The sequence below is a fragment of the Flavobacterium algicola genome, from assembly GCF_022399565.1.
In the GTDB taxonomy this organism is placed as follows: domain Bacteria; phylum Bacteroidota; class Bacteroidia; order Flavobacteriales; family Flavobacteriaceae; genus Flavobacterium; species Flavobacterium algicola.
Genome location: NZ_JAJTUT010000001.1, coordinates 75,865 through 86,905, shown reverse-complemented (window position 1 = coordinate 86,905; position 11,041 = coordinate 75,865). Strand labels below are relative to the sequence as shown.

Here is an 11,041-nt window from a genome sequence, read left to right as displayed (position 1 = left end):
TTTATGTTCGAACCTCTTATCCCATTTTTTGAAGGATTGTACTTATGATCTGCTGTTTCTCCACAACACCAGATTGCCTCCATAGCTGTTTACCATTTTGAAATAAAATCATAGTAGGAACACCTCTTACTTGATACTGAGAGGCTAATTGTTGGTTTTTATCGACATCAATTTTAATGATCGAAATTCCGTCCTTTAAATTATCTTTTACATCTTTCAGTATTGGAGCTAATGTTTTGCACGGTCCACACCAAGTTGCAAAAAAATCAACCAATACCGGTTTGTTTGAATTAATGATATCTTGAAAATTACTCATAACTATTGTTTTTTAGAAGTTGGTACGGCACATCCATTTAATGCACATCCCGTGTTGAAAGTAGCTTGAAATAAAAAAAATGCAGCAATAAAACCAAATAGAAGTTCGTGATACTGTACGGCTTGCACTATCATAAAAGCAGCAATCGCAAGACGAATCCAGCGCATTGTATGCCAGTTTTTTAAGATTATATTCATCATAATTGATTTTATTTGTAAATTCCATTAAGGCTATTAGATGATTGTATTTCGGTTAAAAAGAATTCAAAATCTAATTTCCATTATAACAGACGCATGGTTGCTACTTATACTGACATTTTTAAATAGCTTATTAAAGTAATTTTTCATACACTATTTTTGTACTATTAACGATTAGTAGATTTTAATATGTGCTGTGTTACTTTTTTTTAAAACAGATAGCTAACTCTGCGCCTGCTCTTGGCATAACAGAATTAGTTGCTGTTTCAAAAGTGATAAATTCAAATTCATTTTTAAAAAGCAATCGATACTCTTTTTTACTTCCTCCAAAAGGGGGATTAATTTCAAATTTTCTGTCAAATAATAATCCCGCTAATATTCCGCCATCTGACAGTAGCTGGTGCATTTTCCAAACATACTTTTGTCGTAACTTAGGAGATAAGGCGCAGAAGAATGTTTGTTCTAATATTACATCATACTTTCCAACATGTTCAAAAAAATCTCCTAGGATAATATTTATGTTTGGATTTCCATTAAATTTATGTTGGAGATGAGTAATCAATCTTGGAGCAAAATCTATTACTGTAACATTTGTAAATCCTTGAATCAAAAGATATTCAGCCTCATAGCTGTTACCGCATCCGGGAATTAAAATAGCTTGCTGCTTATTTGCTAAATTATCAATAAAGGTTTGAATAGGAGGGGATACACAACCTAAATCCCAACCGATATGATTTGTTTTGTAAAGTGTATCCCAATAGTCTTGCTTTAAAAAATTTTCACCATGAGCGCAGTTATTACAATCGCTATTCATAATATTCTAATTGATAATCGCCAATATGTTTATAATTATCACTAATCATTCTTTTGTGCCTAAAGAAATTTGTAATACCATAAATCAAAATAAATAACGAAGTGCCATAAAAGACAATCTCAATGAGCAAACTTCTTTCGATCTCGAGTAGATTACGTGTACTTAAACCGGCAATCGAAAAATACATCGAGGTACGCAAAAAAGCTAAGAAAGTACTTTGATTTGCTAATATAGTACGTTGCAAAGCAAGTCGCTCTCTCAAGATTAAATCCTTTTTGAGTGTCTCTAAAACTTTATTTTTCTTTACTACAGGTTCTGTTGTTATCTTCTTTTTTCCTAATTTAATCCATTTCCAAAAATATAATTTTGATAAAAAACCCATATACGTATAATTTGACTTTTGAATTTTAAAAATACATAATATTAATCCTTTTTCAAAATTTTACTTTGACATACAAAATCAGTTTTTGGTAAATCAGTTTTTGCAATTGCAGCAAATCCTCCATCAATTTCGGTAAAGTTTCTAAAACCTCTAGACTGTAATATAGAAGCTGCAATCATAGAACGATATCCACCACCACAATGAAGGTAAAAATGTTCTTTTGGATTAACGTCTTCGATCCAATCATTGATATTTGCCAACGGTCTTAAATAAGCATCTTCTAAGTGTTCTGCTTTGTATTCACTTTCTTTTCGAATGTCAAACACTTTACTTTCTCCAATTTTAACCTCTTTTTCAAAAGTAGTTGCAGTTATACGATTTACTGTATCTGTTTCTTTTCCTGCATTTTTCCATGCTTTAAAACCACCATCCAAATGCCCCACCAGATTATCAAAACCTACGCGACTTAGTCTAGTTACTGTCTCTTCTTCTTTACCAATTTCTGTAACCAAAATAATGGGTTGTTTCACATCAACTATTAATTCGCCTACCCATAGTGCAAAGCTACCATCTATGCCAATATTAATAGATTGGGGGATATGACCTTCTGAAAAAGTTTGGTTGTCGCGACTGTCTAATATTAATGCTCCCGCATCTGCAGTAACGGCTTCAAAATCCTTAACATTGATAGTTTGCATTCCGTTATTTAGTACATTTTCAAAACTTTCATATCCTTGCTTATTCATCGCTACATTCATTCCAAAATAAGCGGGTGGAGGCAAGAGTCCATCTGTAAGTTCTTTAATGAATTCTTCTTCAGTCATGTCGGCTCTCAATGCGTAATTAGTTTCTTTTTGATTACCAATAGTCGATGTGGTTTCCTTACTCATGTTTTTGCCACAAGCGCTCCCAGCTCCGTGAGCAGGATAGACGATTACATCATCTGGCAACGTCATGATTTTATCACGTAAGGAGTGGAATAAAATTCCAGCGAGTTCTTCTTGAGTCATTGAGGCCGACTTTTGTGCCAAGTCAGGACGTCCCACATCGCCTATAAACAATGTGTCTCCAGAAAATATAGCGCTTTCTTTTCCGTTCTTATCAATTAATAAGTACGTACTGCTTTCCATAGTATGACCAGGGGTATGCAAGACTTTGATAGTGATGTCACCAACTTGAAATAGTTGGCCATCTGTAGCAATGATCGCGTCAAATTCAGGATTTGCGTTTGGTCCATAAACAATGGGAGCGGCCGTTTTTTCGCTTAAATCTACGTGTCCAGAAACAAAATCGGCATGAAAATGAGTTTCAAAAACATATTTTAATTTAACCTTATCTCGCTCTAGACGTTTAATGTAGGGTTCTGTTTCACGTAATGGATCAATAATAGCTGCTTCACCATTTGATGTGATGTAATAAGCTCCTTGTGCTAGACATCCTGTGTATATTTGTTCAATTTGCATTGTAATGATTTTTAGAATTATTACTACAAAGATAAAGCATCATCATGAGGTACATAGTGACTAATGTTACATAACTAATTTAAGTTGTAAAAGTGAAAATAAATAAAATTTAAGGGTTGTTTAAATAGGGTAACTTAACTCTTTGGGTTAAATTTGCACGATATAATTAAAACCTTTTCCCTCATGGAAGAAATGCTGTTTTATGATAGAATGCAGTTCGCATTTACCATAACTTTTCACTATCTGTTTCCTCAGTTAACAATGGGACTTTCGTTAATCGTAGTCTATTTTAAATGGAGATTTTTAAAGACAAACGATCCTCATTATAACAAAGCAACACATTTTTGGATGCGTATTTTTGCTATAAATTTTGCTATGGGAGTAGTAACGGGTATTCCGATGGAGTTTCAGTTTGGTACAAATTGGGCTAAATTCTCAGAACTTACAGGTGGAATAATAGGGCAGACTTTAGCGATGGAAGGAATGTTTTCCTTCTTCTTAGAGTCATCATTTTTAGGAATGTTCCTTTTTGCAGAGAAAATTCTAGGGCACCGCTGGCATTTTGTTACTGGTTTGTTAATCTGTTTAGGATCATGGGCAAGTGGCTACTTAATTATTGCAACGCACTCTTGGATGCAGCATCCAGTTGGATATGAAATACTCGAAAACGGGAAATTCGTATTGACCAATTTTAGTGCTTTGTTTACCAATGTGTGGGTGTGGCCATCATATCTTCACAATCAAGCTGCTTCTATGGTGACGAGTTCATTTGTGGTTGCTGGTATAGGTGCTTTTTATATTCTAAATAATCGCAATGTTTCGTACGGAAAATTATTTTTAAAAACAGGGGTTGTTTTTGGACTGGTTTCTAGTTTAGTAGTGGCAATGCCAACAGGAGATTTATTAGCTAAAAATGTTGTAAAGTATCAGCCTGTGACGTTTGCAGCTATGGAAGGGATTTTTCATACTGAAGAGAAAGGGGCAGAAATTGTATTAATTGGCCAACCGGATGTTAAAGATAAAAAACTAGATAATAAAATTGCAGTACCAAATGTATTGAGCTTTTTAACCTACGGAAATTGGAATACAGAGGTAAAAGGGTTGGATCAATTTCCAGAAGATACGCATCCAACAAACATATCAGGATTGTATTATGCTTACCATATCATGGTTGGTCTAGGAACCTTATTTATCGGAATGACCTTATTGGCTATTTTTCAATTAATGCGAGGAAGACTTTTTCAAACCAAATGGTTATTATGGGCATTTATGTTCATGATGCCGTTTCCTTATATCGCCAATATCACTGGTTGGTACACTGCAGAATTAGGACGTCAGCCTTGGTTGGTTTATAATTTAATGCGAACCGCAGATGGTGCTTCTCCTACCGTTTCATCTGGGAATACGTTGTTTACTTTGATGGGCTTTGTTGGTTTGTATGCCTTACTCGGAATGTTGTTTGCTATCCTTATTGGTAAAATAATTTACAAAGGGCCAGAACCAGAAAAGCATTAAAATTTTAAAAATAAAATCAATATCGAACCGAATTAGTCAGGAAAATATAAAATTATTTAGTTATGGAATTCTTTTGGTATGTTGTATTAATCGTTATTTTGGGAACTTACGTGGTTCTCGATGGATATGATTTTGGAGCAGGAATCATTCACCTATTCTTTGCGAAAACAGAAAAACAGAAAAAAGCTATCACCAATTCAATTGGTCCTTTTTGGGATGCCAATGAAGTATGGCTAATAGCGGGAGGGGGTATTCTATTTTATGCATTTCCAACCCTATATGCCGCCTCTTTTAGTGGTTTTTATTTACCATTAATTATGATATTATGGTTACTAATCTTCCGAGCAATCGGGTTAGAATTACGTGGGCAATTCCAGCACCATATGTGGGAAGCGGTATGGGATAAAGCATTTGGTATTGCTAGTTTACTCTTGGCATTGTTCTTTGGTATGGCATTAGGTAACGTAGTTCGAGGCGTAAATTTGGGAATGGTTGTCAATGGCGTTTCTACTCAAGAACCGCATTATTTCTTTTTACCCTTATGGAACAGTAGTTTTAGCCCTCAAAGTTCACAACTTGGTATTATAGATTGGTTTACTCTTTTTTTGGGAGTAGTGAGCGTTGTTTCCTTGATGATTCATGGTGCTAACTGGATAATTTATAAAACTAGTTCAGATCTCAACCCTAAATTAAAAGAGATTATTTATAAGCTCAATTTTGTTCTCCTTGGACTTGTAATAATTTCACTTTCAGTTTGGCATATGATCGAGAAGGATCCATTTCATAACTTCATAGAAAATCCCATTTTGTTTATTTTTCCTTTAATAACTTTTATAGGATTGTTCGGTCTGTTTAGAGTCAAAAATTTTAAAAAAGATGGTACTGGGTTTGTATTTTCTACACTGTTTTTGGTAGGAGGTTTTACTTCGACTACTGCTTCAATTTTTCCAGTAGTATTACCTTCAACAAACAGTATCAATCCATCATTAACAATCTATAACGTAGCCAATGAGCCCTATGCATTATCGGTTGGAGTTTATTGGTTTGCAATTGCATTCGTTTTAGTCATCGCTTATTTTATCATACAGTATAAGGTATTCAGTGGTAAAATGGATGATGTAGGATATGGGGAACATTAATTCGGGCGTGCCCCACTAAGCCCGAAGTGTCGGGAGTGGGTCAGGCTGTACGCTATATCTTTTTTGGTGCAAAAAAAAGCACCCAAAAAGGATGCCGCTACCATCCTTCACGCAAGCGATACAAAACATTAAATTTTTAAATTACATATAGTAACACTTTTATTATGAAAACAATAAGAAACACAATTGCAGTAATAGGAATTTTTACAATGACCAGCGTTAATGCGCAAACCGATTTACAAAAACTAAAAGAAAAAGTAGCGATTCAGGAGCAACAAATTTCTGCTATTACAAAAGAAAATGTATATTACAAAGATGCTTTACATTTAACCACAAGCACCATTCAAGCAGAACTTGAAAGTGTCAAATATCAGATCAATTCGGTAACGGGAGATAAGCAAAACAATACAGTAGTGATTGAAGGGCTATATACGAATCAAGGCGAAATGCTCAAGGCATTACAAGTTGTGAGTGCGGCAGCAATCGATCCTAAAGGCGTTCAGCATGGAACTTATCTAGTTGCTTTAGCAGATGGAACTGTTAGAGTTGAAAATATCTACACAGACATTCCGATGAAATTTACTATAACTTTTAAAAATTTCGATAAAGAAATTCCGTTGATAAGAGTACTTACATTAGGTGTGTATTCTCATATTCAAATTCCAAGAACAGTAACGGGTAAATTTGAAAATTTAAATATAACGTGGAAATAAAATAAGTTTCCATTTAACACCTTATAAAATATTTAAAGCCTTAATTCGTAATAGTTAAGGCTTTTTTATTGACTATAAATTGATCAAGAAATCATTATAATAAATGGTATTTTTTTTGCATAGAAGATAAACTGTAAATGTGCTGGGATTTTAATTTAGCTATTTCATTGCGAATTTTCGATATAAAATAGAATAAAGTTCGGTAGGCATCCATTACTTTTAAAAAAACAATTCTTTCGTAATGATGTAAATTCCCATAACGAGTACAAACCATCCAAAAATTGGTTTAAGTTTATTACCATCGATCTTTTTTGATAGTTGAACGCCAATTAAAAGCCCAATAAAAGCAATTCCGGACAACAAAAATAGAAAGCTATAATCTACAGGTGTTCCTATATAGATATCACCTGCAAAACCTATTGCAGAGTTGATAAATATAATTAGTAATGAAGTCCCAACAGCTTGTTTCATCGGAAGGTTTGCAAAGAATAAAAGGGCGGGAATAATCAAAAATCCACCTCCAGCTCCCAGAAATCCAGTAACTATTCCTACCAGAAAACCTATGAAAGCTAGTTGTAAAAAGTTGGTTTTAGGATTTTTAACAACCGTATTTTTATCTTTTATCATAGAGAGTGCAGCAGCAATCATTAAAATTGAAAATACAATCATAATGAGTAAATTCTTGGATACTGCATACGAGGCTACGGTAAATAATGTAGCTGCAATTTGTGGAAATATAACTTCACGAATGATTAATATAGAAACAATAGAAGGTACAGCAAAGTAAATTGCAGTTTTGAGGTTGAGGTTTCCTAATTTGTAATGACTATATCCACCAAATAGGGATGTGGCCCCCACAATAAATAAGGAATAGCTGGTAGCTAGTTCAGGATCAACTTTAAACAAGTAAACTAAAATGGGTATGGTTAAAATAGATCCACCACCTCCGATTAGTCCTAATGAGAGTCCGATTATAATCGATGCAAAGTATCCTAAATATTCCATTTGTTTTTCTTACAAAGTTCAAATTTATTATAAAGGTGTACAGTAACATTTATCACACTGCATCACTTAATAGCTATGAGTTCGATATTATTGCGATGTAATTTTACCAATCCTCTTTGCTCCATCTTTTTTAATAATCTCGAAATCACTTCACGTGATGTATTGAGTTCAGTACCAATTTCTTGATGCGATATTTTTAACATGCTGCAACCACACGCATCCTTATAACGTTTGAGGTAAAATTCTAAACGCTCGTCCATTGCTCTAAAAGCAATGCTGTCGACCACTTCCAATACTTCTTCAAACCTACTGCGATAAGTTTCGATAACAAATTCATACCAAGAGCGGTATTCCATCATCCACTGGTCCATTAATGATAACGAAATCATGATGAGTTCGGCATCTTCGACAACTTTTGCCATTATTTGACTTTTTTCACTTTTTGTTGCGCAGATCATTGAAATAGCACAGGCTTGTCCCGGTTGTAGGTAGTACATAAAAAATTCCTCTCCATTTTCGCCTTCACGATATACTTTTACTCTTCCCTTTGTTACTAGGACAGTAGTTTTAATATACTGTCCCGTTCTCATAATGACTTCACCCGCTGGGACGCTTTTAATCGTTGCATTTTGCTCTACTGCCAGAATTAGATCGCTAGCAAACGAAGGGAATAATGTGGATAGGAAATGCTGCATTGTATAAGTTAAAATTTTATGTTTAGAAATACTTCGAATTATTTAGGTACGTAAAATTAAGCATTTGGTTTCTTTCTCAATGTTAATTTCAGAAAAGCTATCCAAAGTTAATTTGCTGTTTTGGTAATTATCTCTCATTTTATTTTTATAACAAATATTCGTTAGATTCGTATTATTCTTTAATAGATTATAAATCAAGAAGTTGTATTAACTAATACGTTTTCGTAATTACAATATTCCCAAAATAAGTCTTTTTTAATTTGTAAAAACATTGTATTTTTACTTAAAAAACAAAGAATTATGAATTTATCACAAGAAGATTGGGTTGCTCAGTTAGAATCAGACGAAAATGTTGTAATTCTAGATGTAAGAACTGAGGATGAGGTTAATGAAGGAATGATTCCAAAAGCAATTAATATTGATATTCACAGAGGTCAAGACTTTATTACGGAGATTGAAGCATTGGACAGAGACAAAAAGTATTATGTATATTGTCGTTCTGGAGCTAGGAGCGGTAAGGCGTGCGAAATAATGAATGAATTAGGTTTTGACCACGCATATAATCTAGTAGGCGGAATGCTAGAATGGAATGGAGAAGTAGAATAGTTAAAAAAGAGGGTAACTCCTCTTTTTTGATTTTTGAATAATACAAAAAACAGTAACCAAACAAAAAAAAATGAATGCAATTCCAGAAGAATACCAAATAAAAGAAATTTTAAATCAAGATACTTATTTAGTTAATGGTGAATTAAAAGCTTGGACAGGACAAACAACGGCTGTTTTCTCTACAATTTCATCTACAGCAGAATATGGGCCTACATTATTAGGATCGATTCCATTTATGGGAGAAAAAGAAGCAATGGAGGCAGTAGATGCTGCATCTGCAGCTTTTGATAAGGGACAAGGCGAATGGCCTACTATGAAGGTGGTGGACCGTATCAAGTGTATGCAGAAATTTGTGAAACAAATGAAAACAACTCGTACCGAGGTAGTAAAATACTTAATGTGGGAGATAGGGAAATCACTTGGAGACTCTGAGAAAGAATTTGACCGTACTGTTGAATACATTAACGATACGATTGATAGTTATAAAGAATTAAACAGTCGTAGTGCACATTTTTCTAAGGTACAAGGTGTAAATGCAATGGTGAGACGAAGCCCTCTAGGAATTGTACTGTGTCTAGGACCTTATAATTATCCACTTAATGAAACATTTTCATTATTGATCCCAGCCTTAATTATGGGGAATCCTGTTATTTTTAAACCAGCAAAACATGGTGTATTACTGATTTCGCCAATGTTAGAAGCTTTTAGAAATAGTTTTCCAAAAGGGGCGATTAATATTTTATATGGTAGAGGTAGAGAAGTCGCTGCTCCAGTAATGCAATCTGGTAAAGTTGATATTCTGGCATTGATAGGTAATAGTAAATCTGCTATTGCGTTGCAAGACCAACATCCTAATAAAAACCGTTTGAGATTGGTATTAGGTTTAGAAGCAAAAAATCCTGCTATCATATTACCAGAAGCAGATTTAGATTTAGCAATTAACGAATGTCTTGCTGGAACATTATCTTTTAATGGACAACGTTGTACTGCACTAAAAGTACTTTACGTACACGAATCAATTGCAGAAGAATTTAATAAGCGTTTTTCTGAGAGAGTAGATAATTTAGTTTTTGGTAATCCTTGGGAAAAAGGTGTTTCTTTAACGCCGCTTCCAGAAAAAGAAAAACCTGCATACATTCAAGAATTAATTGATGACGCTACAAGTAAAGGTGCAAGAATTATTAATGCTAAGGGAGGTCAACATTATGAAAATTTTATATTTCCAGCTGTACTGTTTCCTATCAATAAGGAAATGAGAGTCTATCAAGAAGAACAGTTTGGACCAGTAGTGCCAATTTTAACCTTTAAGGATATTCAGGAACCGCTTGATGATATGGCTGAATCTAATTATGGTCAACAAGTAAGTCTTTTTGGTAAAAATGTAAAAACAATTGCACCGCTTATTGATGCATTGGTAAACTTAGTAAGTAGAGTTAACTTGAATAGCTCTTGTCAAAGAGGTCCAGATGTGTTTCCTTTTACAGGCCGTAAAGATTCCGCAGTAGGAACTTTAAGTATTCACGATGCACTTCGTTCATTTTCAATACGCACATTTGTTGCTTCAAAAGACAACGATTATAACAATTCTATTTTACAAGAATTGTTGGATGGAAAAGAATCTAATTTCATAAATACTGACTATATTTTATAGTTAATTTGTATATTTTAATAAAAAGCCTCTATAAAATCTCTTTATAGAGGCTTTTTTTTAGAATAATGCAAGACTTTTGCATTATTACTATAAATAGGTTCTTTGTAATGAACTAATGGTTATTTATTTAGCCTTTATTTATGATTATAATTATTTTAATCGTTTTAGTGAATAACTGCAGATGTAAAATTACTTATGTTTTTTCGTTTTAGAGAGTAAATTCATTCAAAATTATTTACTATTAAACTTTTGTCACCTGAATACTGCATATTTATTTGAATAATTATCTTAATATTATGATAAAGGGTGTTTTATTTTTAAAAAAAATAACCTAAAATAATTAAAAATGTATTTTTTTTCCGTTTCTATAATTTGTGAAAATAAGCCTTTTTTATTACTATAAAAAAATATAATTTTGGCGCATTGATTGGTTTACCACTTTGGTTGCTTAGTTTGAAAAAGAGATTTTTTAATTTTATTTCAAACGTTGTAGTAGATATGAATTGGTTAGCTAAAAAATGAAAAATAAAATATAACTAACAAAC

The 11,041-nt window shown here is 33.3% G+C and carries 12 protein-coding genes; 5 read left to right on the top strand and 7 right to left on the bottom strand.

What is annotated here, in order from left to right; all coding sequences use genetic code 11:
• Nucleotides 1–16 precede the first annotated feature (16 nt).
• From trxA to LXH21_RS00320, 5 genes are all read right to left on the bottom strand, one after another.
• Nucleotides 17–316 (bottom strand): thioredoxin, encoded by a 300-nt coding sequence (gene trxA, locus LXH21_RS00340; RefSeq protein WP_239861819.1) that lies wholly within the window; start codon nucleotides 314–316, stop codon nucleotides 17–19.
• Nucleotides 317–318: 2 nt separating this feature from the next.
• Nucleotides 319–516, bottom strand: a complete 198-nt coding sequence (locus LXH21_RS00335; RefSeq protein WP_239861818.1) for a hypothetical protein — start codon at nucleotides 514–516, stop codon at nucleotides 319–321.
• A 196-nt stretch (nucleotides 517–712) separates the two neighbouring features.
• The gene (locus LXH21_RS00330; RefSeq protein WP_239861817.1) at nucleotides 713–1,327 is read right to left on the bottom strand and encodes a methyltransferase domain-containing protein; all 615 of its coding nucleotides are present in this window, start codon (nucleotides 1,325–1,327) and stop codon (nucleotides 713–715) included.
• Nucleotides 1,320–1,709 carry a DUF202 domain-containing protein gene (locus tag LXH21_RS00325; RefSeq protein ID WP_239861816.1) on the bottom strand — a complete coding sequence of 130 codons (390 nt, stop codon included), beginning with the start codon at nucleotides 1,707–1,709 and terminating at the stop codon, nucleotides 1,320–1,322. The genes LXH21_RS00330 and LXH21_RS00325 overlap by 8 nt, the downstream gene beginning before the upstream one ends.
• Nucleotides 1,710–1,750: 41 nt before the next feature.
• Nucleotides 1,751–3,172, bottom strand: coding sequence for an MBL fold metallo-hydrolase (locus LXH21_RS00320; RefSeq protein ID WP_239861815.1), 1,422 nt, complete (start codon nucleotides 3,170–3,172; stop codon nucleotides 1,751–1,753).
• A 183-nt stretch (nucleotides 3,173–3,355) separates the two neighbouring features.
• Between LXH21_RS00320 and LXH21_RS00315 the strand changes: the two genes are divergently transcribed.
• The 3 genes from LXH21_RS00315 (at nucleotide 3,356) to LXH21_RS00305 (ending at nucleotide 6,539) form a co-directional block, all read left to right on the top strand.
• Nucleotides 3,356–4,687, top strand: a complete 1,332-nt coding sequence (locus tag LXH21_RS00315) for a cytochrome ubiquinol oxidase subunit I (protein ID WP_239861814.1) — start codon at nucleotides 3,356–3,358, stop codon at nucleotides 4,685–4,687.
• Nucleotides 4,688–4,749: 62 nt separating this feature from the next.
• Nucleotides 4,750–5,826, top strand: a complete 1,077-nt coding sequence (gene cydB, locus LXH21_RS00310) for a cytochrome d ubiquinol oxidase subunit II (protein ID WP_239861813.1) — start codon at nucleotides 4,750–4,752, stop codon at nucleotides 5,824–5,826.
• Nucleotides 5,827–5,990: 164 nt separating this feature from the next.
• On the top strand, nucleotides 5,991–6,539 hold the full coding sequence (locus LXH21_RS00305; protein ID WP_239861812.1) for a hypothetical protein: 549 nt from the start codon (nucleotides 5,991–5,993) through the stop codon (nucleotides 6,537–6,539).
• Between the two features lie 219 nt (nucleotides 6,540–6,758).
• Here the strand turns inward: LXH21_RS00305 and LXH21_RS00300 are convergent, their stop codons facing one another.
• Together LXH21_RS00300 and LXH21_RS00295 are read right to left on the bottom strand one after the other, a co-directional pair.
• Complete coding sequence (locus LXH21_RS00300) at nucleotides 6,759–7,544, bottom strand: sulfite exporter TauE/SafE family protein (protein WP_239861811.1); 786 nt, start codon at nucleotides 7,542–7,544, stop codon at nucleotides 6,759–6,761.
• Nucleotides 7,545–7,606: 62 nt separating this feature from the next.
• A complete protein-coding gene (locus tag LXH21_RS00295) occupies nucleotides 7,607–8,239 on the bottom strand; it encodes a Crp/Fnr family transcriptional regulator (RefSeq protein ID WP_239861810.1) in 633 nt (210 codons plus the stop codon).
• A gap of 300 nt (nucleotides 8,240–8,539) precedes the next feature.
• Between LXH21_RS00295 and LXH21_RS00290 the strand changes: the two genes are divergently transcribed.
• Both LXH21_RS00290 and LXH21_RS00285 read left to right on the top strand, forming a co-directional pair.
• Nucleotides 8,540–8,845: a rhodanese-like domain-containing protein gene (locus LXH21_RS00290; RefSeq protein ID WP_239861809.1), complete on the top strand. Its 306-nt coding sequence runs from the start codon at nucleotides 8,540–8,542 to the stop codon at nucleotides 8,843–8,845.
• Nucleotides 8,846–8,915: 70 nt separating this feature from the next.
• A complete protein-coding gene (locus LXH21_RS00285) occupies nucleotides 8,916–10,496 on the top strand; it encodes an NADP-dependent glyceraldehyde-3-phosphate dehydrogenase (protein ID WP_239861808.1) in 1,581 nt (526 codons plus the stop codon).
• Nucleotides 10,497–11,041 lie beyond the last annotated feature (545 nt).

Excerpts from the sequence above, each read along its gene's own strand:
- LXH21_RS00290 (WP_239861809.1), top strand. The coding sequence starts at position 8,540 with ATGAATTTATCACAAGAAGATTGGGTTGCTCAGTTAGAATCAGACGAA.
- cydB (WP_239861813.1), top strand. The coding sequence starts at position 4,750 with ATGGAATTCTTTTGGTATGTTGTATTAATCGTTATTTTGGGAACTTAC.
- LXH21_RS00315 (WP_239861814.1), top strand. The coding sequence starts at position 3,356 with ATGGAAGAAATGCTGTTTTATGATAGAATGCAGTTCGCATTTACCATA.
- LXH21_RS00325 (WP_239861816.1), bottom strand. The coding sequence starts at position 1,709 with ATGGGTTTTTTATCAAAATTATATTTTTGGAAATGGATTAAATTAGGA.
- trxA (WP_239861819.1), bottom strand. The coding sequence starts at position 316 with ATGAGTAATTTTCAAGATATCATTAATTCAAACAAACCGGTATTGGTT.
- LXH21_RS00330 (WP_239861817.1), bottom strand. The coding sequence starts at position 1,327 with ATGAATAGCGATTGTAATAACTGCGCTCATGGTGAAAATTTTTTAAAG.
- LXH21_RS00320 (WP_239861815.1), bottom strand. The coding sequence starts at position 3,172 with ATGCAAATTGAACAAATATACACAGGATGTCTAGCACAAGGAGCTTAT.
- LXH21_RS00285 (WP_239861808.1), top strand. The coding sequence starts at position 8,916 with ATGAATGCAATTCCAGAAGAATACCAAATAAAAGAAATTTTAAATCAA.
- LXH21_RS00305 (WP_239861812.1), top strand. The coding sequence starts at position 5,991 with ATGAAAACAATAAGAAACACAATTGCAGTAATAGGAATTTTTACAATG.
- LXH21_RS00300 (WP_239861811.1), bottom strand. The coding sequence starts at position 7,544 with ATGGAATATTTAGGATACTTTGCATCGATTATAATCGGACTCTCATTA.
- LXH21_RS00295 (WP_239861810.1), bottom strand. The coding sequence starts at position 8,239 with ATGCAGCATTTCCTATCCACATTATTCCCTTCGTTTGCTAGCGATCTA.
- LXH21_RS00335 (WP_239861818.1), bottom strand. The coding sequence starts at position 516 with ATGATGAATATAATCTTAAAAAACTGGCATACAATGCGCTGGATTCGT.